22 protein-coding genes and 1 other annotated feature are annotated in these 23,635 nt (G+C 53.6%); of the genes, 10 read left to right on the forward strand and 12 right to left on the reverse strand.

Annotated features, from left to right (window positions below):
* The 4 genes from thrA to yjjY form a co-directional block, all read right to left on the reverse strand.
* Window positions 1-2,463 (reverse strand): bifunctional aspartate kinase/homoserine dehydrogenase I, encoded by a 2,463-nt coding sequence (thrA, locus tag OGY62_RS18945; RefSeq protein ID WP_049010533.1) that lies wholly within the window; start codon window positions 2,461-2,463, stop codon window positions 1-3.
* Window positions 2,464-2,488: 25 nt separating this feature from the next.
* Window positions 2,489-2,609: a sequence feature (Thr leader region), on the reverse strand.
* Window positions 2,545-2,610, reverse strand: a complete 66-nt coding sequence (thrL, locus tag OGY62_RS18950) for a thr operon leader peptide (RefSeq protein ID WP_060815970.1) — start codon at window positions 2,608-2,610, stop codon at window positions 2,545-2,547. Its footprint overlaps the feature before it by 65 nt.
* A gap of 212 nt (window positions 2,611-2,822) precedes the next feature.
* Window positions 2,823-3,509, reverse strand: a complete 687-nt coding sequence (locus OGY62_RS18955; RefSeq protein ID WP_115182018.1) for a tRNA/rRNA methyltransferase — start codon at window positions 3,507-3,509, stop codon at window positions 2,823-2,825.
* A 398-nt stretch (window positions 3,510-3,907) separates the two neighbouring features.
* Window positions 3,908-4,048 carry a YjjY family protein gene (gene yjjY / locus OGY62_RS18960; RefSeq protein ID WP_001541509.1) on the reverse strand — a complete coding sequence of 47 codons (141 nt, stop codon included), beginning with the start codon at window positions 4,046-4,048 and terminating at the stop codon, window positions 3,908-3,910.
* 95 nt (window positions 4,049-4,143) lie between these two features.
* Here yjjY and arcA point away from each other — a divergent pair, with 95 nt between their 5' ends.
* Window positions 4,144-4,860, forward strand: a complete 717-nt coding sequence (arcA, locus tag OGY62_RS18965) for a two-component system response regulator ArcA (RefSeq protein ID WP_001194359.1) — start codon at window positions 4,144-4,146, stop codon at window positions 4,858-4,860.
* 109 nt (window positions 4,861-4,969) lie between these two features.
* Here arcA and creA read toward each other — a convergent pair whose 3' ends face one another.
* Window positions 4,970-5,440, reverse strand: a complete 471-nt coding sequence (gene creA, locus OGY62_RS18970) for a protein CreA (RefSeq protein ID WP_024130725.1) — start codon at window positions 5,438-5,440, stop codon at window positions 4,970-4,972.
* A gap of 211 nt (window positions 5,441-5,651) precedes the next feature.
* Here creA and robA point away from each other — a divergent pair, with 211 nt between their 5' ends.
* A complete protein-coding gene (robA, locus tag OGY62_RS18975) occupies window positions 5,652-6,521 on the forward strand; it encodes an MDR efflux pump AcrAB transcriptional activator RobA (protein ID WP_012134174.1) in 870 nt (289 codons plus the stop codon).
* On the opposite strand, the gene gpmB is transcribed toward robA, so the two are convergent.
* Window positions 6,518-7,165: a 2,3-diphosphoglycerate-dependent phosphoglycerate mutase GpmB gene (gpmB, locus tag OGY62_RS18980; RefSeq protein ID WP_012134175.1), complete on the reverse strand. Its 648-nt coding sequence runs from the start codon at window positions 7,163-7,165 to the stop codon at window positions 6,518-6,520. The genes robA and gpmB overlap by 4 nt on opposite strands.
* A 51-nt stretch (window positions 7,166-7,216) precedes the next feature.
* On the opposite strand from gpmB, the gene yjjX reads away from it, so the two are divergent.
* Window positions 7,217-7,732 (forward strand): inosine/xanthosine triphosphatase, encoded by a 516-nt coding sequence (yjjX, locus tag OGY62_RS18985; protein WP_012134176.1) that lies wholly within the window; start codon window positions 7,217-7,219, stop codon window positions 7,730-7,732.
* 93 nt (window positions 7,733-7,825) lie between these two features.
* Here the strand turns inward: yjjX and trpR are convergent, their stop codons facing one another.
* Both trpR and sltY read right to left on the reverse strand, forming a co-directional pair.
* A complete protein-coding gene (trpR, locus tag OGY62_RS18990) occupies window positions 7,826-8,155 on the reverse strand; it encodes a trp operon repressor (protein WP_024130726.1) in 330 nt (109 codons plus the stop codon).
* Between the two features lie 90 nt (window positions 8,156-8,245).
* A complete protein-coding gene (gene sltY, locus OGY62_RS18995) occupies window positions 8,246-10,183 on the reverse strand; it encodes a murein transglycosylase (protein WP_286460402.1) in 1,938 nt (645 codons plus the stop codon).
* Window positions 10,184-10,397: 214 nt separating this feature from the next.
* On the opposite strand from sltY, the gene ettA reads away from it, so the two are divergent.
* Window positions 10,398-12,065 (forward strand): energy-dependent translational throttle protein EttA, encoded by a 1,668-nt coding sequence (gene ettA, locus OGY62_RS19000; protein ID WP_071257493.1) that lies wholly within the window; start codon window positions 10,398-10,400, stop codon window positions 12,063-12,065.
* An 88-nt stretch (window positions 12,066-12,153) separates the two neighbouring features.
* Here ettA and nadR read toward each other — a convergent pair whose 3' ends face one another.
* From nadR to serB, 3 genes are all read right to left on the reverse strand, one after another.
* Entirely contained in the window at window positions 12,154-13,386 is a 1,233-nt protein-coding gene (gene nadR / locus OGY62_RS19005) for a multifunctional transcriptional regulator/nicotinamide-nucleotide adenylyltransferase/ribosylnicotinamide kinase NadR (protein WP_012134180.1), read from the reverse strand.
* 125 nt (window positions 13,387-13,511) lie between these two features.
* The gene (gene radA, locus OGY62_RS19010) at window positions 13,512-14,894 is read right to left on the reverse strand and encodes a DNA repair protein RadA (RefSeq protein WP_024130728.1); all 1,383 of its coding nucleotides are present in this window, start codon (window positions 14,892-14,894) and stop codon (window positions 13,512-13,514) included.
* A 97-nt stretch (window positions 14,895-14,991) separates the two neighbouring features.
* Entirely contained in the window at window positions 14,992-15,960 is a 969-nt protein-coding gene (serB, locus tag OGY62_RS19015) for a phosphoserine phosphatase (RefSeq protein WP_047459052.1), read from the reverse strand.
* A 117-nt stretch (window positions 15,961-16,077) separates the two neighbouring features.
* Here serB and OGY62_RS19020 point away from each other — a divergent pair, with 117 nt between their 5' ends.
* The 6 genes from OGY62_RS19020 to OGY62_RS19045 all read left to right on the forward strand — a co-directional run bounded on the left by OGY62_RS19020 (window position 16,078) and on the right by OGY62_RS19045 (window position 22,701).
* Complete coding sequence (locus tag OGY62_RS19020; protein WP_012134185.1) at window positions 16,078-16,725, forward strand: YtjB family periplasmic protein; 648 nt, start codon at window positions 16,078-16,080, stop codon at window positions 16,723-16,725.
* Between the two features lie 54 nt (window positions 16,726-16,779).
* Window positions 16,780-17,796 (forward strand): lipoate--protein ligase, encoded by a 1,017-nt coding sequence (lplA, locus tag OGY62_RS19025; protein WP_012134186.1) that lies wholly within the window; start codon window positions 16,780-16,782, stop codon window positions 17,794-17,796.
* 398 nt (window positions 17,797-18,194) lie between these two features.
* Complete coding sequence (locus tag OGY62_RS19030) at window positions 18,195-18,893, forward strand: DUF1120 domain-containing protein (protein WP_286460403.1); 699 nt, start codon at window positions 18,195-18,197, stop codon at window positions 18,891-18,893.
* A gap of 82 nt (window positions 18,894-18,975) precedes the next feature.
* Window positions 18,976-19,686 carry a fimbria/pilus chaperone family protein gene (locus OGY62_RS19035; RefSeq protein WP_047459060.1) on the forward strand — a complete coding sequence of 237 codons (711 nt, stop codon included), beginning with the start codon at window positions 18,976-18,978 and terminating at the stop codon, window positions 19,684-19,686.
* 31 nt (window positions 19,687-19,717) lie between these two features.
* Window positions 19,718-22,138: a fimbrial biogenesis outer membrane usher protein gene (locus tag OGY62_RS19040; RefSeq protein WP_286460404.1), complete on the forward strand. Its 2,421-nt coding sequence runs from the start codon at window positions 19,718-19,720 to the stop codon at window positions 22,136-22,138.
* On the forward strand, window positions 22,135-22,701 hold the full coding sequence (locus OGY62_RS19045; protein ID WP_071257487.1) for a DUF1120 domain-containing protein: 567 nt from the start codon (window positions 22,135-22,137) through the stop codon (window positions 22,699-22,701). The genes OGY62_RS19040 and OGY62_RS19045 overlap by 4 nt, the downstream gene beginning before the upstream one ends.
* 193 nt (window positions 22,702-22,894) lie before the next feature.
* On the opposite strand, the gene deoD is transcribed toward OGY62_RS19045, so the two are convergent.
* Window positions 22,895-23,614, reverse strand: coding sequence for a purine-nucleoside phosphorylase (deoD, locus tag OGY62_RS19050; protein WP_012134191.1), 720 nt, complete (start codon window positions 23,612-23,614; stop codon window positions 22,895-22,897).
* Between the last annotated feature and the right edge of the window lie 21 nt (window positions 23,615-23,635).

Here is a 23,635-nt window from a genome sequence, read left to right on the forward strand (position 1 = left end):
TTAGACTCCTAACTTCCATGAAAGGGTACGCAGCAGATCGGCAAAAACACCCGCCGCCGTCACATCGTTCCCCGCACCGTAACCGCGCAGAACCAGCGGCAGCGGTTGATAATAGTGACTGTAAAACGCCAGCGCGTTCTCCCCGTTTTTCACTTTAAACAGCGGATCGTTGCCGTCAACCTCGGCGATCTTCACGCGACACACGCCGTCGTCTTCAATGTTGCCAACATAGCGCAATACTTTGCCTTCATCACGGGCTTTCGCCACACGAGCGGCAAACGCGTCGTCAAGCTGCGGCAGATTGGTCATAAACGTGGCGACATCGCCGGAATCGTCGAAACCTTCCGGTAGCACCGGCTCAATCACGATATCGGACAGTTCCAGCTCACGTCCCGTTTCACGGGCGAGGATCAGCAATTTGCGCGCCACGTCCATCCCGGAAAGATCGTCACGCGGATCGGGTTCGGTATAGCCCAACTCGCGCGCCATCGTGGTCGCGGCCGAAAGGCTCATGCCTTCATCCAGCTTGCCGAAAATGAAAGAGAGCGATCCAGACAGGATGCCGGAGAAGTGTTGCAGTTCGTCACCCGCGTTCAGCAGGTTTTGCAGGTTCTCGATAACCGGCAAGCCCGCGCCTACGTTGGTGTCGTACAGGAACTTACGTCGGGATTTCGCCGCGGCAAAACGCAGTTGATGGTAGTAATCCATCGACGACGTGTTGGCTTTTTTGTTCGGCGTTACCACATGGAAGCCTTCACGCAGGAAGTCGGCGTATTGATCCGCCACCGCCTGGCTGGAGGTACAGTCAACAATGACCGGGTTAAGCAGGTGATACTCTTTCACCAGGCGAATTAAGCGCCCTAAATTAAACGGTTCTTTCGCTTCCGCCAGTTCCGCCTGCCAGTTATCCAGGTTCAGGCCATGCACATTGGTCAACAGCGCTTTCGAATTCGCCACGCCGCAGACGCGCAGGTCGATATGCTTGTTTTTCAGCCAGGACTGCTGGCGTTTAAGCTGCTCAAGTAACGCGCCGCCAACGCCGCCAACGCCGATAACGAACACTTCAATCACCTGATCGGTATTGAACAGCATCTGGTGGGTAACACGTACGCCCGTTGTGACGTCATCGTTATTCACGACCACCGAAATCGATCGTTCGGACGAGCCCTGCGCAATCGCGACAATATTGATATTCGCGCGCGCCAGCGCCGCAAAGAACTTCGCCGAGATGCCGCGCAGCGTGCGCATACCGTCGCCAACCACCGAGATGATCGCCAGACGTTCAGTCACCGCCAGCGGCTCCAGCAACCCTTCTTTCAGTTCCAGGTAGAACTCATCCTGCATTGCACGCTGGGCCCGCGCGCAGTCGCCCTGCGGTACGCAGAAACTGATGCTGTATTCAGAAGAGGATTGCGTGATCAGCACCACGGAGATCCCCGCGCGGGACATTGCCGCGAAGACGCGCGCCGCCATCCCGATCATCCCTTTCATTCCTGGGCCGGAAACGCTGAACATCGCCATATTGTTCAGGTTCGAGATCCCTTTCACCGGCAGTTCGTCTTCATCGACGCTGGCGCCGATCAGCGTACCAGGGGCTTGCGGGTTTCCGGTGTTTTTAATCAGGCATGGGATTTGGAACTGGGCAATGGGGGTGATGGTGCGAGGATGAAGGACTTTGGCGCCGAAGTAAGAAAGCTCCATCGCCTCCTGATAGGACATCGACTTCAGCAACCTGGCGTCCGGCACCTGGCGCGGATCGCAGGTATACACGCCGTCGACGTCAGTCCAGATCTCACAACAGTCGGCGCGTAAGCAGGCAGCCAACACCGCAGCGGAGTAATCAGAACCGTTGCGGCCCAGCACGACCAGCTCGCCTTTTTCGTTACCGGCGGTGAAACCTGCCATCAGCACCATGTGGTCAGCCGGAATGCGGCCCGCCGCGATACGGCGCGTAGATTCGGCGATATCAACGGTCGATTCGAGGTAATGCCCGACCGCCAACAATTTTTCGACCGGATCGATAACCGTCACGCCATGACCGCGCGCTTCCAGCAGGCCAGCCATGATCGCGATCGACATCTTCTCGCCACGGCAGATCAGCGCAGCATTGATGCTATCCGGGCACTGGCCCAGCAGGCTGATTCCGTGCAGGATATGTTTGATTTGCGCAAATTCTTGCTCAACGAAAACTTTCAACTGCGCCAGCGGGAACCCCGGCTGAGCGGCTGCAAGACCCGTAAGAAGTTCGGAAAAAATACGTTCGGCATCGCTGATATTCGGTAAAGCATCCTGACCGCTGATGGTCTTTTCAATCATCGCCACCAGATGGTTAGTAATTTTGGCGGGGGCAGAGAGAACAGTCGCTACCTGCCCCTGCCTGGCATTGCTTTCCAGAATATCGGCAACACGCAGAAAGCGCTCTGCATTTGCCACTGATGTACCGCCGAACTTCAACACTCGCATGGTTGTTACCTCGTTACCTTTGGTCGAAAAAAAAGCCCGCACTGTTCAGGTGCGGGCTTTTTTCTGTGTTTCCTGTACGCGTCAGCCCGCACCGTTACCTGTGGTAATGGTGATGGTTGTGGTAATGGTGGTGCTGATGCGATTCATGGATGTTGTGTACTCTGTAATTATTATCTGTCTGTCTTGTATCTTTAAAGGGTTAAAGTATCTCGTGACCTAAGTCAATAAATTTTTAATTTGATCACATTCCGCAACATGTTCACGAGCTGCTGCTTGCGCATTTATTTTCAACCAATACGGAATGAAGCAACCTCTTGAAACCAGATTTAAAATCTCACATCAAGCAATTCAACAAGATTTTATTTTGTTATATTTTTCTCAATATCATGCAATAAACGGTGCAGCATGGCCGTGTCGCGCTGCCCTGACAGCCCCAGTCGTTGTTGCAGCCAGTCCGCCAGTTTGATGTCATCAGCAACATCCAGCGTCGCCAGTAACTGCGAAACGCGTGTGCGTAACGCCTGCAATTGAGGCGCGTCAGTCGCCTCTGTTTGTTTCGCCGGTTGTTGCATTAAGCCTGCTAATTGATAGCAATACACCATTACCGCCTGCCCTAAATTGAGTGAAGGATAATCAGCAACCATTGGTACGCCGGTTAAAACGTCCGCCAGCGCCAGTTCTTCATTCGTCAGGCCCGAATCTTCCCGGCCAAAAACCAGCGCCGCATGGTTCATCCACTGCGATTTTTCCTGTAACAGCGGCAGCAGTTCTGCGGGCGTTGCGTAGTAGTGGAACTTCGCGCGACTGCGGGCCGTGGTGGCGACAGTGAAATCAACATCGTGCAGCGCTTCCGCCAGCGTTGGATAAACACTAATATTATCAATAACATCAGCGGAACCATGTGCGACCCAACGGGTCGCCGGCTCCAGGTGCGCCTGGCTGTCGACAATACGCATATCGCCAAAACCCATCGTCTTCATTGCCCGTGCCGCCGCGCCAATATTTTCCGCTCTGGCCGGTGCGACCAGAATAATTGTTACACGCATTTCGATTCTCTTTTTGACCAGCCGCTGGCAATAATGTGACCAATGTCAACATATTACGCAGCACGAATTTACAATTTTTTAACGAAAATCGTTGAAAAACCATTTCACATTCAGTAAAAGGCACTAAACTATTTCTTATCTTTACTATTGCGTTTTATGTTAAGAAATACTACATATCCTTCTGTTTATTTAGGATAATTTAATTTAGAATGAATCACACCTATTGGATTCATTACATTTATTAGTTGGCATGCGCAACTAGTTGGATTATTGCAAATTTGTGATGAACGCTAGCATTTGGATACGATGATTTCATCAAACTGTTAACGTGCTACAATTGAACTTGATATATGTCAACGAAGCGTAGTTTTATTGGGTGTCCGGTACGTCTTAGCCTGTTATGTTGCTGTTAAAATGGTTAGGATGACAGCCGTTTTTGACACTGTCGGGTCCAAAGGGAAAGTACCCACGACCAAGCTAATGATGTTGTTGACGTTGATGGAAAGTGCATCAAGAACGCAATTACGTACTTTAGTCATGTTACGCCGATCATGTTAATTTGCGACATGCATCAGGCAGGTCAGGGACTTTTGTACTTCCTGTTTCGATTTAGTTGGCAATTTAGGTAGCAAACATGCAGACCCCGCACATTCTTATCGTTGAAGACGAGTTGGTAACACGCAACACGTTGAAAAGTATTTTCGAAGCGGAAGGCTATGATGTATTCGAAGCGACAGATGGCGCGGAAATGCATCAGATCCTCTCTGAATATGACATCAACCTGGTGATCATGGATATCAACCTGCCAGGGAAAAACGGTCTTCTGTTAGCGCGTGAACTGCGCGAACAGGCTAACGTTGCGTTGATGTTCCTGACTGGCCGCGATAACGAAGTCGATAAAATCCTCGGCCTCGAAATCGGCGCAGACGATTACATCACCAAACCGTTTAACCCACGCGAACTGACTATCCGTGCGCGCAACCTGCTGTCCCGTACTATGAATCTGGGTACGGTCAGTGAAGAGCGCCGTAGCGTCGAAAGCTACAAGTTCAACGGTTGGGAACTCGACATCAACAGCCGTTCTTTGATCGGCCCAGATGGTGAGCAGTACAAACTGCCACGCAGCGAATTCCGCGCCATGCTTCACTTCTGCGAGAACCCGGGCAAGATCCAGTCTCGTGCAGAACTGCTGAAGAAAATGACCGGTCGCGAGCTGAAGCCGCATGACCGTACTGTTGACGTGACTATCCGTCGTATTCGTAAGCATTTCGAATCCACGCCGGATACCCCGGAAATCATCGCGACCATTCACGGTGAAGGTTACCGTTTCTGCGGTGATCTACAGGACTAATCGGTTACCACCGGCAGCAAAAACGGCGCAAAACGCGCCGTTTTTTATTGTCTGTCAATGACTTATCCGACCATAACGGGAATCACTTCCAGATGACGCGTCAGGAACGTTACCGCCACGGCATAACGGGCACCGCGCTTATGGCATTTTTTGGCGACCCTTCAACGACCTTGTCAGAATAGGCCAGATACGCCAGCGTATTGCGTTTGGCATCATAAAAACGCACGACCTGTAATTTTTTAAACACCAGCGACGTGCGTTTCTGGAAAACGACATCCCCTTGCGCTTTCCCGTTCTTAATTTTATCGCTCAGCTCAATCGGCCCTACCTGCTGACAGGAGATCGCCGCGTCGGAGGTATCTTCGGCCAGTCCCAGGCCGCCTTTAATCCCCCCCGTTTTCGCCCGACTTACATAGCACGTCACATTTTTGACGTCGGGATCGTCAAACGCTTCGACGACGATTTTATGGTCAGGCCCAAACATTTTAAATACGGTATCGACGGAACCCACCTGTTCTGCATGCGCAAACTGCCCCAGCATCAACAGAATTGAGGAAAGTATTAAGCTCTTGTATTTCATATTGTTACCATTCATAAAAGTTACACTGCGCAATTATTCGACACGTCTGGATAAACTGTTTACAGATCACAGGATTAGAATAATCATGCTTTAGTGTGCCCCAAAAAAGCACAGATGAGCAAAAAAAACACCGAATGCTAAAACAGCAAAAAATGCTATTATCCACTTACCTGATGTCAGGTGCTCGTTGTGGAAAGGATGAGGATATTTTATGGATCAGGCTGGCATTATTCGCGACCTCTTAACCTGGCTGGAAGGCCATCTGGATCAGCCTCTGTCGCTTGACAATGTGGCGGCAAAAGCAGGTTATTCCAAGTGGCACCTGCAAAGAATGTTTAAGGACGTGACGGGCCATGCTATTGGCGCTTACATCCGCGCTCGCCGCTTATCTAAATCCGCCGTGGCCCTGCGCCTGACGGCGCGTCCGATTCTGGATATCGCGTTGCAGTACCGCTTCGATTCTCAGCAAACCTTTACCCGCGCGTTTAAAAAGCAGTTCTCTCAGACGCCGGCGTTATATCGCCGTTCTCCAGAATGGAGCGCCTTTGGCATTCGTCCGCCGATGCGTCTGGGTGAGTTCGCCATGCCTGAACATCAGTTTGTCACCCTGGAAGATACGCAACTGCTCGGCACCACCCAGAGCTATTCCTGTTCGCTGGAGCAAATCTCCGATTTTCGACACGAAATGCGCGTACAGTTCTGGCAAGACTTTCTCAGCCAGGCGCCAACGATTCCTCCGCTGCTCTACGGCCTTAACGAAACGCGCCCCAGCCTGGAGAAAGATGACGAACAGGAGGTGTTCTACACCACCGCGCTACCGCAAGAACATGCCAACGGGTATGTGCCGTCAGCGCAGCCTGTTACCCTACAAGGCGGCGAATATGTGATGTTCACCTACGAAGGTTTAGGAACCGGGGTACAGGAGTTTATCCTGACGGTATACGGCACCTGTATGCCGATGCTGAACCTGACCCGCCGTAAAGGGCAGGATATAGAGCGATACTACCCGGCAGAAGATGCCAAAACAGGCGGTCGCCCTATTAACCTGCGTTGCGAATTCCTGATCCCCGTTCGCCGTTAACGCTGTAGCTCATCTAACGCAGGGGCATCAAGATGCGAGACGTCCCCTGCCGTTTCAACGACCCAACCAGGCGCCAGCCACAAACTTTCCTGATAATCGACGCGGGAAATAGAGCAGTTACGCAGACGTAACCGACGCTCCGCCCAGGCCGGTAATCCCAGAATAGTGCTGACCAGGCAACCCAGCGCGATACCGTGACTGACCAGCAGCGGGCGGCTGCCCTGCGGCAGTTCCAGACAGGACGCGAGAGCGGCATTGACGCGATCGCTCAGTTCTTGCATGGATTCGCCATCAGGAATGCGCCCGTCAACCGTGCCGTTCACTAACTGGCGACGCCAGTTCTCTTCTTCTTCGGTGAGGGTGTCGATGTGCCGTTTTTCCAGCACGCCCATGTCCAGCTCACGCAGACGGGCGTCGAAAGTGATATCGCAACCGCATGCCTGGGCGATGATTTCAGCCGTGCGGCGGGTGCGACCGAGATCGCTACTGACGATATGGGTGATGCCGAGCGTTCTGGCGCGTTCTCCCACTTGCATAGCTTGTTGCTCACCTTTAGCGGTCAGCGGACTGTCAGACTGGCCTTGAATACGTCGCTCGGCGTTCCACTGCGTTTCACCGTGGCGAACAAGGTATACCTGTAACATGCTTTTTATCCGTTATACTGCGATGACATTCATTTCTGAGTAATTCTGATTATGCACCATGTTGTCTCAGCAACCACCAATCCCGCTAAAATTCAGGCAATTCTGCAAGCATTTAACGAGATTTTCGGTGAAGGATCCTGCCATATTGAGTCCGTCTCCGTCGAGAGCGGCGTGCCGGAACAACCTTTTGGAAGTCAGGAAACGCGCGCTGGCGCACGGAATCGGGTAGAAAATGCGCGCTGTCTGCGTCCTCAGGCCGATTTTTGGGTGGCTATCGAAGCGGGGATTGATGATGACAGTACGTTCAGTTGGGTGGTGATAGAGAATGCCGCCCAGCGAGGCGAGGCGCGCTCGGCAACGCTGCCGCTTCCTGCTGTTATCCTTGAAAAAGTTCGTCAGGGCGAAGCGCTCGGCCCGGTGATGTCGCAGTATACCGGTATTGATGAGATTGGCCGTAAAGAGGGGGCTATCGGGGTGTTTACCGCCGGAAAACTGACCCGCTCCAGCGTTTATCACCAGGCGGTGATTCTGGCGCTCAGTCCGTTTCATAATGCGGTGTATCGGTAGGGCTCGCGATCCACGCCGGATGGCGGCTTCGCCTTATCCGGCCTACGTTCACCATTCCTGTAGGCCTGATAAGCGTAGCGCCATCAGGCGAAATTACCTTTCGCTCTTGAGCAACACCTGCTCCAGCCACTGGCGTAACTCTACCGGTGCGGACTTCAGGCTGTTGGAACCGCGCGTAATGGTGGCGATGCCCGCCCCCAGCTCATTTTTAAGCTCGCGCTGGCTCATTTCACCGCGTAACAACTCTTCAATGATACGCACGCGCGTTCCCAGCGCCTCACGCTCATCCGGCGTCAGCATCAAATTGAGTAAGGGAAGATGCAGGTCTTCCGCACAAGCGTGCTTGAGCAGCTCAACAAAGCGTAACCACTCCTGGTGACGCTGTTCTGCCATCGCTGCTGAATAGGGTGATTGCTGAGTCATAGAATGTCGCCATCGTTGCAGGGGGAAACGTATCTGCCTCCCCCGATTGTACTCTTTAACGAGTACGATAGCATAACATAACCGATGCGATCAGTAACGGCGCTGCCATTCTGCGTCATTCATCAACGTTGGTTTATCGCCCATGAAGTAGCGATAGTAGGCATCATAAGCCAGCACGTTCTTCACGTAGCCCCGCGTTTCTGAGAACGGAATACTTTCAACAAACGCGACGGCGTCGATGCGCCCTGCGCTGTTGCCAAGCCAGGTACGAACGCGCCCCGGCCCGGCATTGTAAGCCGCTGAAGAGAAAATACGGTTATTACCAAACTGTTGATAAACGTATTGCAGGTAACTGGTGCCAATGTTGATGTTCGTCTCCGGGTCAAGCAGCTGGCTAGGGTTGCTGTAGCCCGGTATCGAGAACATTTTCACCGTATGCGTCGCCGTGCCCGGCATAACTTGCATCAGACCGCTGGCTCCTACCGGGGATTTCACTTTCGGATTCCAGGCGCTCTCCTGACGCGCAATCGCCATAGCGTAACTTTGCGAGATCGCTTTGCCGCCGGTGTAACGGGCGAAAAGATCCTTATACGCCAGCGGGAAACGCTCTTCCAGATGATCCCACAGTTTCCCTGCGATCGTCGCCTGTACGCTCAGATCCCACCAGTGGTTATTGAAAGCATAACGCGCCAGCTGCGCCTGCTCCGACTTCGTCCTGCTGGAGACCAGATTCGCCCACTCGCTGCGCGCCGTATTATCCAGGTTCCAGTACATCAGTTCGCGTACTCGCGCCATTTCCGCGCCCTGCGTAAGCGAAGCGTCCACTGTCGTCGGCGCTTTGTCGATCTTCAGCACATACGCTTCACCCAGCTTTTGTGCGGCGACCATCGGGTAGAAACCACGCTGTTGCATCAGCGCATGGAGGATCTCTTTTGCCTCTGCCTCACGCCCGCGTTCAAGCAACAAATCCGCCTGCCAGTAGCGCCATTCATCCTTCTCCTTCGCTTCCATCGGCAGTCGGGCAAGCCAGGTATTCAGCCCACGACGATCGCCGGTGCCCAGCGCCATCCGCACGCGGCGTTCCACCAGCGTGGTGGATTGCGAGCGCATAATCGCATCATCGCGCCACTTCGCCTGCGCATCGGTCACATCGTTCCCCATCAGCCGCCAGGCGACGATATCGCGCAGTTCCTGAGTTTGCTCCTCATTAAGCTGCTGGGCCTGCACCAGTGACGGGATCATCAAACGCGCATTCTCTGCGTCCTGCCGCGCGACGCTGGCAAAGGCCACTGCCGCCATCTGACGGGTAAAATCGGTCGCGCCGGTCGTACGCGCAAAAGTCATCACGCTATTGGGATCGTTCGCCAGCGCGATGATCGCCGAAGCAATGGTCTGGTACTGCGCAGGCATCTGCCCGGCCAGCACCGTTACCAGCCCCGTATTGCCTGCTTTCATCGCCAGGCGGATGCGCTCCAGCCAGGCCAGCGGGTCCTGGGTGCCGGAAGCGCGCCAGACGCTGAACAGTTTGTCACAGGCGTTCGGCTGGCTTTTCCCGGTCAGCCAAAGCGCTTTCGCCCCCTGCCAGGCCTCTTCCGTCTGCCCGGTATTCCATTTCGCGTAGTAGTAATTACATTGCGCTTCGGTGGTGCCCGGCTTCTCGGGGCTGAACGCTAGCAGTCCACGCCAGTCTTCGCGACGCGCCAGCTCATTAACGAAACGCGATTGCAGCGTACGCGCAGGAGGAAGCGTAGGGTTGGCGCGCACAAACTGGGTGACGGTGACCGCAGGCTGGTTCATCAGATCGTCGGTGATCTGGCGATACTCAAGATAGGGATACAGCGGGTAATTCTTCAGGCCAGGCATCATCTGCTCAACGACATCCATCTGTCGGTTATCCCAGGCCTGTTTGATTTGCGCATAGCGATTGCGCTGCTCATCCAGAGAATCCGCTCGCGCCGCCTGACTTACCGTCAGCAGACATACGCTGGCGGCGATAAGACGCCAGGTAAATGGTTTGGCTTTGTCCACAAGCTCTTCCTCTTGTCGTGATACATCAATGCAGCATCATGCCGCGTAATGAATTTATGCTAACCAGACATTGCTAAATGCGCCACGTTACGGACACTTTTTTACTTTTATTGCGAGTGAGAGTTGCTGGCTGGGATTAGCCCGGGAAAAAGGCTACACTTCGCCTTTGAAAATTATTCTTCATCACGATAAACCTATAGAGGCGAAGTCCAACGTGGCTCAATTCGTTTATACCATGCATCGTGTCGGCAAAGTGGTTCCGCCGAAACGTCATATTTTGAAAAACATCTCGCTGAGCTTCTTCCCTGGGGCGAAAATCGGCGTACTGGGTCTGAACGGCGCCGGTAAGTCTACCCTGCTGCGCATTATGGCTGGCATCGATACAGATATTGAGGGCGAAGCTCGCCCACAGCCAGGCATCAAAATTGGCTACCTGCCGCAGGAACCTCAGCTCACCCCTGAACACACCGTTCGCGAATCGATCGAAGAGGCGGTGGCCGAAGTGGTCGGCGCCCTGAAACGTCTGGATGAAGTGTACGCGCTGTACGCCGATCCAGATGCGGACTTTGACAAGCTGGCCGCCGAACAGGGCAAGCTGGAAGAGATCATCCAGGCGCATGACGGCCACAACCTGAACGTACAGCTGGAGCGCGCCGCTGACGCCCTGCGTCTGCCGGACTGGGATGCCAAAATCGCGAATCTTTCCGGTGGTGAGCGCCGCCGCGTCGCGCTGTGCCGTCTGCTGCTGGAAAAACCGGACATGCTGCTGCTCGACGAACCGACCAACCACCTGGATGCGGAATCCGTCGCGTGGCTGGAACGCTTCCTGCACGACTTCGAAGGCACCGTTGTGGCGATTACCCACGACCGTTACTTCCTCGACAACGTGGCGGGCTGGATCCTCGAACTTGACCGTGGCGAAGGGATTCCGTGGGAAGGCAACTACTCCTCCTGGCTGGAACAGAAAGATCAGCGTCTGGCGCAGGAAGCCTCTCAGGAAGCGGCCCGCCGTAAATCCATTGAGAAAGAGCTGGAGTGGGTGCGTCAGGGTGCTAAAGGCCGCCAGTCTAAAGGCAAAGCCCGTCTGGCGCGCTTTGAAGAGCTGAACAGCACCGAATACCAGAAACGTAACGAAACCAACGAACTGTTTATTCCACCTGGACCACGTCTGGGCGACAAGGTCGTTGAAGTCAGCAACCTGCGTAAATCCTACGGCGATCGCCTGCTGATCGACGATCTCAGCTTCTCAGTACCAAAAGGCGCGATTGTCGGCATCATTGGTCCGAACGGCGCGGGTAAATCCACCCTGTTCCGCATGATGTCCGGTCAGGAACAGCCGGATAGCGGCACCATCACGCTGGGGGAAACCGTAAAACTGGCTTCCGTTGACCAGTTCCGTGACGCGATGGATAACAGCAAAACCGTGTGGGAAGAAGTTTCCGGCGGGCTGGATATCATGAAGATCGGCAACACCGAAATGCCAAGCCGCGCCTATGTGGGCCGCTTTAACTTCAAAGGCGTCGATCAAGGTAAACGCGTGGGCGAACTGTCCGGCGGTGAGCGCGGTCGTCTGCATCTGGCGAAGCTGTTGCAGGTTGGCGGCAATATGCTACTGCTCGATGAACCGACCAACGACCTGGATATCGAAACCCTGCGCGCGCTGGAAAACGCCCTGCTGGAGTTCCCGGGCTGTGCAATGGTTATCTCGCACGACCGTTGGTTCCTCGACCGTATCGCCACGCACATTCTGGATTACCAGGATGAAGGCAAAGTGGAGTTCTTCGAAGGTAACTTCACCGAGTACGAAGAGTACAAGAAACGCACGCTGGGCGCCGACGCGCTGGAGCCGAAGCGTATCAAGTACAAACGTATCGCCAAGTAATGTATCAGATGCCGGATGGCGCTACGCTTATCCGGCCTACAGACTTATCCGGCCTACACCTTGTAGGCCGCCATCCGGCGCTTCAGGCTTAACCCTGCTCGCCCATCATCTCTTTCACTAACTCCACGCAGCGCAAAAATCGACCATCGTAATCGGCCTCTTCTACGTGGACGAAATTGATGTTGTTCTCCCGCAGCATATCCACCAGCAGATTCTGGAACTCTTTACGATCCACCGAACTGCCCAGACTCCGTAACCCATCCGCGACCCAGGGCGTATTGTTCTCCAGCAGGATCACCAGATCAAAGCGGTATTCATCGATCAACGCCTGTACAAACGGATGCTCGCGCCCTTCGTATTTTTTACAAAAGGCCTGCGTGGTAACGAAATCGGTATCGATAAAGGCCACTTTATTGGCGTATTTCACCGCAAAATCAATATATTGTGCATGGCCCAGCGCGATCTTATCGTAATCAGAATACTGTAACGCCATCTCGTCACCGCCCAGATGCGAGAAGACATAGTCGCGCCCGTACTCCCACGCGCTGGTGGTATTAAAAATATTGGCGAGCTTGTTCACCAGCGTGGATTTCCCGCTCGACTCCCCGCCTAATATCGCCACGGTGCGCACGAAAAAGGGCTTCACTTCCGTCGGAATGTATTCCCAGTAGCGGAACGGGTTTTCACGGATCTGCGCCCCGCTGATACTCATAAAGGTTCGTTTCGGATCGACCAGCACCGTTTCAATAGCCAGGTGTTCGAGATACTGCGGCGCATCGGCTTCCTCGGACGTGTAGATCCAGTTGGGCTGAATCCCCTTCTCTTCCATAAAGGCTTTGATGCCGTTGCTCCACACATCCCAGCCATGCGGGTACGGCTCCATCCCTTCCTCATTGAAGGCATGAATACGAATATTCTTCTGATATTTAAAGGTCTGTAGTAGCCAACGCAGACGATCCGACACGGTAGGCTGTTGCGACATGGCGCTGTCTTCAAACAGTTCGCGGTCACGGGTATCGTCATAACCCATAATGATATGCAGTTCATCCACCTGGCTACAGGCGCGCTGAATCAAATAGATATGCCCGGTATGCAGGGGGTAGAACTTGCCAAACACCACGCCGATGTTTTTCCGCTGCCGGGGAAACTCCAGCCCCAAAAAACGATGCAGCGCCTCCAGCTTTTGCGCGCTGGGGCTTTTAATCTTCGCGTTCAGAAGTTGGCTCAAATACCCTTTGGTCATGCCGCTGGCATCCGCCACCTGTTGCAGGGTACACCCCTTTTGCTTGATCGCGGTTTTGAGATAGTCGAACGATGACACAAGAGCCTCCTGCTAAAAAACGCGTAACAATGCCTGATGGCGCTTCGCTTATCAGGCCTACAACATCAATCCGTAGGCCGGCGTCGCTATCCGGCAAATTATACAACATCAGTGCATACAGATGATTATAAGTCGTCAAACACACTTAACGCATCCGCAAGCTTTTTAACGCCAAAAACCTGCATCCCTTCCGGCGGCTTTTTCGGCACGTTGGCAGCCGGTACGATAGCGCGGCGGAAACCGTGTTTAGCCGCTTCAGAAATACGTTCCTGACCGCTGGGCACCGGGCGAATTTCCCCTGCCAACCCCACTTCGCCAAACACCACCAGATCCTGCGGCAGCGGCCTGTCGCGCAGGCTGGAGACCATCGCCAGCAATAGCGCGAGATCCGCGCTGGTCTCCGTGACCTTCACGCCGCCCACGACATTGACGAATACATCCTGATCGGCCATCTGCAATCCGCCATGACGGTGCAGCACCGCCAGCAGGATCGCCAGACGGTTTTGTTCCAGACCGACCGCCACGCGACGCGGATTCGCCATCATCGAGTGATCGACCAGCGCCTGAATCTCTACCAGCAGCGGGCGCGTCCCTTCCCACACCACCATGACCGAACTGCCGGAAGTCACCTCATCGCCACGGCTTAAGAAAATTGCGGACGGGTTGCTGACTTCACGCAGCCCCTGCTCCGTCATCGCAAAAACGCCCAGCTCGTTTACCGCGCCAAAACGGTTTTTATGGCTACGCAGCGTGCGAAAACGGGAGTCAGCGTCGCCATCCAATAGCACCGAGCAGTCAATGCAGTGCTCCAGCACCTTCGGGCCTGCCAGCGAGCCGTCTTTGGTCACATGACCAACCATCACGATAGCCACGCCGCGCGTTTTGGCAAAGCGCGTCAGATAAGCGGCCGTCTCACGCACCTGGGCCACGCTGCCCGGCGAGGACTGGATATCCGCCATATGCATCACCTGGATGGAGTCGATCACCATCAGCTTCGGTTGTTCTTCTTCCGCAATCAGGCAGATCTGTTCAATACTGGTTTCTGACAGCATATTCATGTTAGCCGTCGGCAATCCCAGCCGATGCGCGCGCATCGCTACCTGTTGCAGGGATTCTTCGCCCGTGACGTACAGGGTTTTCATCTGCTCGGCCAGTTTGCAAAGCGTTTGCAGCAGCAGCGTGGATTTCCCCGCACCGGGGTTGCCGCCAATCAGGATGGCGCTGCCGGGCACGACACCGCCGCCCAGCACACGGTCGAACTCTTTAAACCCGGTGGAAAAACGCGGCAGCTCCTCAAGGCTGATGTCAGACAATTTCTGCACCTTTGCCACACCTGCGTTACCGGCATAGCCGCTGAGTCGCTCATTACGCGCCACCGTTGGCGACGCGGCAAGACGCACCTCGGTGATGGTGTTCCAGGCATGACAGGCGCTACATTGCCCCTGCCAGCGCGGATAATCGGCCCCGCATTCATTACAAACAAAGGCGCGTTTTGGAGCTTTTGCCACGGTTTACCTCTTTATTTCATGCAGTTGCCGGATGGCGCTGGCGCTTATCCGGCCTACAGTCACTTTCCCGTAGGCCCTGCGCCATCGGGCAATTCAATCATTTTTGATTCATACTGCCGGAGAGAATGCAGAACACCCCCATCAGATCAGCGTGACGAATCGTGATTTCCGTCTTTTCATTCACTTTCGGTTTGGCGTGGTACGCAATCCCCAGCCCGGCCGCTTTGATCATCGGCAGATCGTTAGCGCCATCGCCAATCGCCACCGTCTGCGCCACGGGAATTTCATACTCCTGCGCCAGTCGGGTCAGCGTGTTAGCTTTGTACTGGGCATCGACGATATCGCCAATGACATTGCCGGTAAATTTCCCGTCGATGATCTCCAGCTCGTTCGCCACCACCGTGGTTAAACGCAGCTTTTCACGCAGGTATTCCGCAAAAAAGGTAAACCCGCCGGAGGCGATCGCCACTTTCCAGCCGAGCGTTTCCAGCTTCAGCACCAGTTGCGTCAGACCCGGCATCAACGGCAAATTCTCGCGCACCTGGCGCAGAATATCGGCATCCGCGCCTTTCAGCGTCGCCACACGGCTGCGTAAGCTGGCGGTAAAATCCAGTTCGCCGCGCATCGCGCGTTCCGTGACTTCCGCAACCATTTCGCCCGTCCCGGCCAGCTTCGCGATTTCATCGATGCATTCGATCTGAATCGCCGTCGAATCCATATCCATAACCAGCAGGCCTGGCGTACGCAGATGCGGAATTTTGCCCAGCGGCGCGACGTCCAGCCCGGCACCGTGCGCCAGCTTCGTCGCGCGCGGCGTTAAGGAACCCGCCAGACGAATCACCTGATAATCTTCGACGCACCAGGCCGCCACGATCACCATCGCCGCGCCCAGCTTGCTCTGGTACTGCGTTAAGCGCTGCTTATCCAACCCGCGACCGTACAGCAGCCAGCCGCTACGGCCTGCGTGGTAATCCAGTGGCATCACCTCGTCACCACTTAATGAAAGGGGTAAACCAGGCCACAAAGAAACATCTTCAGGCAGATCGCACCAGGTAATGTTAGGCATTAAAGCTCCTGTAAAATCGTTCGGGTCGGGAATCATCCTGGGGAAAATAACGCATGAGGCTACCCTGTAACCATCGCTTCTGGCAACATTAAGCCTCAAATTTTCAGCAGGTGGAATATGGCTCGCGCAAAACTGAAATTCCGGCTTCATCGTGCAGTGATTGTATTGTTCTGTCTCGCACTGCTCGTCGGGCTGATGCAGGGGGCGTCCTGGTTCAGTCAAAACCATCAACGGCAGCGCAATCCGCAGCTCGAAGAACTGGCCCGCACGCTGGCGCGCCAGGTGACCTTAAATATCGCGCCGCTGATGCGCACCGAAACGCCGGATGAGAAGCGGATCGCCGTCGTACTCCGCCAGCTAACGGAAGAGAGCCGCATTCTGGATGCCGGTGTCTACGACGAGCAAGGCGATCTCATTACGCGCGCAGGCGAAAGCGTCAATGTGCGCGACAGGCTGGCGCTGGACGGTAAAAAAGCGGGCGGCTATTTTAATCAGCAGATTGTCGAACCTATTCAGGGTAAAAATGGCCCGCTGGGCTATCTGCGCCTGACGCTGGATACGCATACGCTGGCGACCGAAGCGAAACAGGTCGATAACACCACCAACATTTTACGCCTGATGCTGCTCCTGTCACTGGCAATTGGCGTGGTGCTCACGCGCACCTTGCTACAGGGCAAACGCACGCGCTGGCAGCAATCGCCTTTCCTGCTCACCGCCAGTAAATCCGTACCGGAAGAGGAAGAGAGCGAGAAGAAAGAACCATAGGATAGCCGCCGCTTTGTCGTTAATATAGTTGAGACCACGAAAAGGAATACTGCCATGACGACATTACGTCTGCTTATCTCTGACTCTTACGATCCCTGGTTCAACCTGGCGGTTGAAGAGTGTATTTTTCGCCAGATGCCCGCGACACAGCGCGTTTTGTTCCTGTGGCGCAACGCTGATACGGTCGTCATCGGGCGGGCGCAAAACCCGTGGAAAGAGTGCAACACCCGGCGCATGGAAGAAGACAATGTCCGGCTGGCGCGTCGCAGCAGCGGCGGCGGCGCGGTGTTCCACGATCTCGGCAATACCTGTTTTACATTTATGGCCGGGAAGCCGGAGTACGACAAAACGATCTCCACCGCGATAGTGCTCAATGCGCTGAACGCGCTGGGCGTTACCGCAGAGGCTTCCGGTCGTAACGATCTGGTGGTGAAAACGCCGGAAGGCGACCGCAAGGTTTCCGGCTCCGCCTATCGGGAAACCAAAGATCGCGGCTTCCACCACGGCACATTGCTGTTGAATGCCGATCTCAGCCGTCTGGCGAACTACCTCAATCCTGATAAGAAAAAATTACAGGCCAAAGGGATCGCTTCCGTACGCGGGCGCGTCGCCAATCTGGTCGAACTGCTGCCTGGTATTACCCATGAACACATCTGCGACGCCATTACCGAGGCGTTCTTCAGCCACTACGGCGAACGCGTGGAAGCCGAAATAATCTCTCCAGATAAAACGCCGGATCTGCCCAATTTTGCCGAAACGTTTGCTCGCCAGAGCAGTTGGGAATGGAACTTCGGCCAGGCGCCAGCTTTTACGCATCTTCTGGACGAACGCTTTATCTGGGGCGGCGTTGAACTGCACTTCGACGTTGAAAAAGGGCACATCACGCGCACTCAGGTTTTTACCGACAGCCTTAATCCTGCGCCGCTGGAAGCGCTGGCGGGCCGTTTACAGGGGTGTCTGTACCGTGCGGATATGCTGCAACAGGAGTGTGATGCGCTGTTAGTCGATTTTCCAGAGCAGGAAAAAGAGCTACGGGAATTGTCGGCGTGGATTGCGCGGGCGGTGCGTTAACCCTCTCCAGGACGTGCCCGTTTACCCTTAACAAGGGCGGCACGTTACTTTCTCAATAACCATCAGCAATGCATTAAAAGCCTGCCGATTAACACTCAGGCTGGCATATTATTTATCAATAATATTCACCGCGTGAATATATAAACATACACTCTCGCCATATTCCAACCGCATACAAAATAGCAGCAACTCTAAAACAAAAAATAACAAAAATCACCAGAAATCAGTTTTAAATAAAACTAAAACCACTGTCTGCTGTGTCCAGATAATATATTACTTCTGAAATATAACTCTATCCCAACCATATTCCATAGCTATCTGGTTGATATAAAACGTATTCAGAAGGCAAGTAACATGCCTTTTCGTACCATCACACAATTCAAGTTAAGGATCAACAAATGAAAAAAGCACTTCTTGCCACCGCAATCGCGGCACTGACCATGTCTAACGCATGGGCGGCCGATGGCTCCACTACTGAACTGCGCGTAACGGGGAAACTGCTGGTCGGTGGCTGTACCGCGACTGTCAACGGCGGCAACGCACTTGATTTCGGCTCGCATCTGATCAGCGACCTTAGCTCAACGGCCGTCAACGATATCGCCACGAAAGACACCGATCTGGTCATCGAGTGCCCCAGCGCCACAAAAGTAGGCTGGACGCTGACCGATAACAAAGCGGATAGCAACGCAGAGATCTGGATAACCGGCATCATTAAAGGTAAAGGAGTCTCATTCGGCGTAGGTAAAACAGCAGGCAATGTCAACATTGGCGCCTATGCCGTATCCATCGATTCTGCCAAGGCAGCAAACGCGCAAGCCGTCAATGGCGAAGACACCTTTGACGTTGACTATATTATAGGCGCCGCCGCAAGTATGGGTTCGTGGGCTAAGGCGACAACGGCAACTTCTTTTCGGAACCAAGAAGGGACGCAGGATATCATCACCGTCGGCGCCAAAGGCACGCTGGAACCAGCAGCCTATAGCAATGCAACTTATCCGCTTAAGGTTTCTCTGGCTGTAGATAATACCACCAAACTGGCCATTAGCGATGATACCGATATTTCAGGTTCCGCCACCATTACCCTGAGATATATCTAATCACATCGTTATTAATCATATCTGTACAACAACTCCCTACATGGATGGGTGGGGAGTTTTTCCAATAGAAGGAATTACAATAATGTCTGACAAATCTTGTACCGTTAAAGCGTATATATTTGCCGCCACGCTTCTCTGTTTACCTTTATCTCAGGCTTATGCGGCAGGAATGGTTCCCGCCTCCACGCTACTGGTTATTGAAGAAAGCCATAATGGCGGAACGATAAATGTCAAAAACAGCGATACGGTTCCGATGTTGCTGTACACCACAATAGAAGATGTAAAAGATGACAGTGGTATCACCGTCAACGTCACCCAGCCCGTCGTACGCGTGGAACCCGGTCAGGAACAGCAGGTCCGCTTTATTATGGAAAGCAGCGCCCCGCTAACCAAAGAGCACTATAAACGCGTCACCTTTGAAGGCATCCCGCCATCAGGCGTGTCTAAAGGCGCAATGAAAGTTAACTTCAATTTGCGTCAGGATCTGCCGGTATTAATTCGCCCCAAAAATTTACCGGTCGTCACCGATGCGTGGAAGCTGCTGAAATGGTCCGGCTCCGGGCAGCATATTAAAGTCAGCAACCCTTCCGCCTATGTGGTGCGTCTGGCGCAACAGGTGATTTTTTTACCTTCGCAAACGGCCGGGGAAATCGCAAAAACCTATATTTTACCCGGAGAAGTTCTGGATGTAACCGTCAAGAAATCCATCATTTCCGATCAATCTGTACGCTTCTTCCCAGCCAGCCGCTACGGCATCGACATACCCAATTTCACTGCGCCGTTAACACCATAATCAATAAAAAACGGGGACAAAGTAAGTGTATATGAAAGGAATCAACCTGCTGTCTCGCCATATTCAGATCGCGTTATATTCATGTACGTTATTAACCTCAACGGCGTTAGCCCGTGAGGTAACGTTCAGTACCGATATACTCAATACGCGCGGCATCAGTAAAAATATCGCAAATTACTTCGCAGAAGAGCCGCGTTTTTTGCCCGGTGTACATAGCGTTCTAATCAACGTAAACGGGTCAGAAAAAGGTTCGCTGGGCGCCAAATTTGACGAACAAGGGCAACTCTGCGTAGATGACGATTTTCTGACAGCGATCGGGCTACGTCCTCTGGGGATCTCCCTGCAAGAACACTGTCATGACCTGCAAAAAGATTATCCCTCCGCCGTCATAAAGTCCCTTCCCGGTAAGGAGATGCTGGAGTTAACTGTCCCGCCCGACGCACTGGAAAATAGCGCGTCCCGGGAGAAAAACTATAGCCACGGCGGCAGCGCCGGGCTGCTCAACTACAGCCTGTTTTCCACGCGAAATGAATACAACGGCGGCGACAGCCATAACTACACGCAGGGCGATCTCGAAGCGGGTGCCAATCTGGCCAACTGGGCATTGCGCAGCCGCTATTTTCTGCTGGACTCTGACGGCGATCGCAGCGCTAAAAATTTATTCACTTATGGCGAACACGTTTTTGAAGCGCAACAGATGCGTGTCCAGGTTGGGCAGATCAGCTCCAGATCGGCGCTGTTTTCTGGAACATCCCTCAGCGGCATTCAGTTACTCCCCGAGTCCAGCATGACCTCTGATAATTCAGGCGTCACCGTGACGGGGATTGCCCGCACGAACCAGGCGCGAGTAGAAGTCCGCCAGGCGGGGCAGCTTGTTTATTCCACGCTGGTAAACGCGGGGGCATTCAGGCTGGACAATGTCCCTATCCTGTTAAATAACGCCGATCTTCAGGTCAGCATCGTCGAAACCGACAACGTCACAACCAGTTTCATCGTACCTGCCTCCTCAATCAACCTGAACGGCCTTCCGCGACCACAAGGGCTTATGATGTCAGTAGGCCAGGTGCGCAACGTCGACAGCGATTACAGCGACCCCTGGGTATATAACATTTCAGACGGCTGGCGCCTTACCCCACAAACAAGTTTGCTGGCGGCAGGGGTTCTTGCCGAGGATTATCAGGCAAGCGGCGCAATGCTGGAGTGGAGCTCAAACGAGAAATGGCAAGTATTTGCCAGTCTGCTGGGCAGCCGTGAATCCTTCGGTGATACGCGCAGCGGCATAAAGGCGGAAATTCAAAACCAGCTGACACTTCCCGGCCATGTCTCTGTTGGGGTCAGCACCGCGCGTTATTCTGACGACTATCGTGAGTTGTCCGAGGCGATGGACGACGACAGCGCAAGCTATCAAAGCAGCTATAGCGCCAATGTAAACTGGAGCGGCAGAACAGCAGGAACCTTCTCGTTAGCCTATAGCTATAATCAGGCCACGGATGATTATGAAGACTCCAGTTACGTGAGTTTTTCATGGGGAAAAACATTTAAATACGCGTCAATAAACGTGAACTGGCAGCACTCTGTTAGCAACGATAACGATAATGACGACATCAACGATGACAGCTATGACGATGATGTGTTTTACATCAACCTCAACATTCCTTTCCAGTCGCAGTCGATTAACGCATATATGCGTAATCAGGGCGACCGAACGACATATGGCTTACGCAGCAGTGGCCCTCTCAGCGACAATACCAGCTATTCCGTTTCGGCGGATCGCGATATCGGAAACGATCTCAACACCCTCAACGGCAACATCAACAGCAACCTGCACTACACGCAGATGAGCGTTGGTGCAACAACCAACAATGACGATCAGCGTACCTACAGCGCAATGCTGTCGGGCGGCATTGCCCTGCATCGCCAGGGGGTAACCTTCTCTCCCTATACCATTAAAGATACCTTTGGCATTGCCCACCTGAGCGAACCGGAAAGCGGCATCGAAATCGCAACGCCGCAAGGCCCGGTCTGGACAGATTTCTGGGGGCAGGCCGTGGTGCCAGGGCTGACGGAGTGGCGTAAGTCACGTATTGAGGTGAACGCAAATACGCTGCCCAAAAATATGGATCTGGCTAACGGAACAAAGCTACTGGTGCCCGCTCATGCCACCGTCAGCGACCTGGATTTTAACGTGCTAAACACCCGTCGCGTCATGCTGAAGATAAAACAGCAGGATGGATCCTGGCTTCCTAAAGGCACGTCTGTTGTTGATGAAAAAGGAAACTACCTGGTCAGCGCAGTGGACAGCGGCCGCGTCTTTATTAGCAATATTGACGAAACGCCAACGCTCTATAGCGTTGATGACAATATGAACCGTATCTGCAAAATCACTTACACATTAAGCAATGTGCAGAATAAAGAGGCGTTTTACGAAACGGCGGAGGGTATTTGCCAATGAAGTCATACGGAAAGTGGATCATTGCATTATGTACGTTAGCAGCGCTGGGGTCACGCATAGCATGGGCAGACGAGAACTGCCAGGTATCGCTCTCTCGCGCTACCGTAGCCTTTCCCCCGATGCAGCGAAATGACAACGTCGGCTCACAGCAAAACTGGTTTAAAATGCCCTCACGCGATATCAATGTCAGCATCTATTGCCCGCAACCACAGGTGATGGCGCTATTTGTACATGGCGCCGCAGGCCCACAAGGGCGATTTCTTTTCGGTAACGGCGGGGGGCTGGCATTGAAAGCCAGCCAAATGATACTGGATGGCCGCAGCTATATGATCGGGAAAACAACCGATCGCAATGAGTTCATTCCCGCAGACGGCCATGCCGATACACAGCTGCTGCACAATAACGAAGCCATTATCGCTATCGAGAACAATGAAGCCGCGCGCGGGCAGCAGTTGAACTTTACGTTAACGCTAACGCCAGTGCTGAACGAAAAGCAGTTCCGTAACGTCAGCGACAATACTGAGATGGAGAGTAATTTAAGCTGGGAGTTGCTAACGCATTAATCGCCAAAGGGCGGTAAATAAACAGGCAGGAAAAAGGGGCAAGCTGCCCCTTCAGAGTGCTGACAAAGGATTGTGCAGCATTTATGTCGGGTGACGGCCAGGCCTTACCCGACCTACAAATCACGTAAAATATTTTGTAGGCCTGATAAGCGAAGCGCCATCAGGCGTAAGGGGCAAAGTGCCCCCTTCTTTTTTACGCTTTATCGCCCAGCAGAACAGATTCCAGCGCGATTTTGATCATGTCGTTGAAGGTCGTCTGACGTTCAGCGGCAGTGGTCTGCTCGTGAGTACGGATATGGTCAGACACGGTGCAGATGGTCAGCGCTTTCGCACCAAACTCAGCCGCTACGCCGTAGATACCTGCCGCTTCCATTTCCACGCCCAGGATGCCGTATTTTTCCATCACGTCGAACATTTCGCCGTCAGGAGAATAGAACAGATCGGCGGAGAACAGGTTGCCCACGCGTGCGTCAACTCCCAGCGCTTTCGCCGCGTCTACCGCGTTGCGCACCATGTCAAAGTCAGCGATCGCCGCAAAATCATGATCCTTGAAGCGGATACGGTTAACTTTGGAATCGGTGCAGGCACCCATACCAATCACCACATCGCGCAGTTTCACATCGTTGCGTACCGCACCGCAGGAACCGACACGAATGATTTTCTTCACGCCGAAATCGGTGATCAGCTCTTTGGTATAGATGGAGCAGGACGGGATACCCATACCGTGACCCATGACTGAGATCTTACGGCCTTTGTACGTCCCGGTGAAACCTAACATGCCGCGAACGTTGTTCACTTCACGCACGTCTTCAAGGAAAGTTTCAGCAATGTGCTTCGCACGCAGCGGGTCGCCCGGCATCAAAACGACGTCAGCGAAATCACCCATTTCTGCGTTAATATGTGGAGTTGCCATCTTTTATCCTTATCTCGTTGT

Origin of the sequence: Citrobacter sp. CK198 (genome assembly GCF_030333295.1) — a bacterium.
Taxonomy (GTDB): domain Bacteria; phylum Pseudomonadota; class Gammaproteobacteria; order Enterobacterales; family Enterobacteriaceae; genus Citrobacter_B; species Citrobacter_B koseri.

Coding starts and splice junctions, on each gene's coding strand:
- thrA (WP_049010533.1), bottom strand. CDS start 2,463: ATGCGAGTGTTGAAGTTCGGCGGTACATCAGTGGCAAATGCAGAGCGC.
- OGY62_RS18955 (WP_115182018.1), bottom strand. CDS start 3,509: ATGCGTGTAACAATTATTCTGGTCGCACCGGCCAGAGCGGAAAATATT.
- yjjY (WP_001541509.1), bottom strand. CDS start 4,048: ATGACTAAAGTACGTAATTGCGTTCTTGATGCACTTTCCATCAACGTC.
- arcA (WP_001194359.1), top strand. CDS start 4,144: ATGCAGACCCCGCACATTCTTATCGTTGAAGACGAGTTGGTAACACGC.
- creA (WP_024130725.1), bottom strand. CDS start 5,440: ATGAAATACAAGAGCTTAATACTTTCCTCAATTCTGTTGATGCTGGGG.
- robA (WP_012134174.1), top strand. CDS start 5,652: ATGGATCAGGCTGGCATTATTCGCGACCTCTTAACCTGGCTGGAAGGC.
- gpmB (WP_012134175.1), bottom strand. CDS start 7,165: ATGTTACAGGTATACCTTGTTCGCCACGGTGAAACGCAGTGGAACGCC.
- yjjX (WP_012134176.1), top strand. CDS start 7,217: ATGCACCATGTTGTCTCAGCAACCACCAATCCCGCTAAAATTCAGGCA.
- trpR (WP_024130726.1), bottom strand. CDS start 8,155: ATGACTCAGCAATCACCCTATTCAGCAGCGATGGCAGAACAGCGTCAC.
- serB (WP_047459052.1), bottom strand. CDS start 15,960: ATGCCTAACATTACCTGGTGCGATCTGCCTGAAGATGTTTCTTTGTGG.
- OGY62_RS19020 (WP_012134185.1), top strand. CDS start 16,078: ATGGCTCGCGCAAAACTGAAATTCCGGCTTCATCGTGCAGTGATTGTA.
- lplA (WP_012134186.1), top strand. CDS start 16,780: ATGACGACATTACGTCTGCTTATCTCTGACTCTTACGATCCCTGGTTC.
- OGY62_RS19030 (WP_286460403.1), top strand. CDS start 18,195: ATGAAAAAAGCACTTCTTGCCACCGCAATCGCGGCACTGACCATGTCT.
- OGY62_RS19035 (WP_047459060.1), top strand. CDS start 18,976: ATGTCTGACAAATCTTGTACCGTTAAAGCGTATATATTTGCCGCCACG.
- OGY62_RS19040 (WP_286460404.1), top strand. CDS start 19,718: ATGAAAGGAATCAACCTGCTGTCTCGCCATATTCAGATCGCGTTATAT.
- OGY62_RS19045 (WP_071257487.1), top strand. CDS start 22,135: ATGAAGTCATACGGAAAGTGGATCATTGCATTATGTACGTTAGCAGCG.
- deoD (WP_012134191.1), bottom strand. CDS start 23,614: ATGGCAACTCCACATATTAACGCAGAAATGGGTGATTTCGCTGACGTC.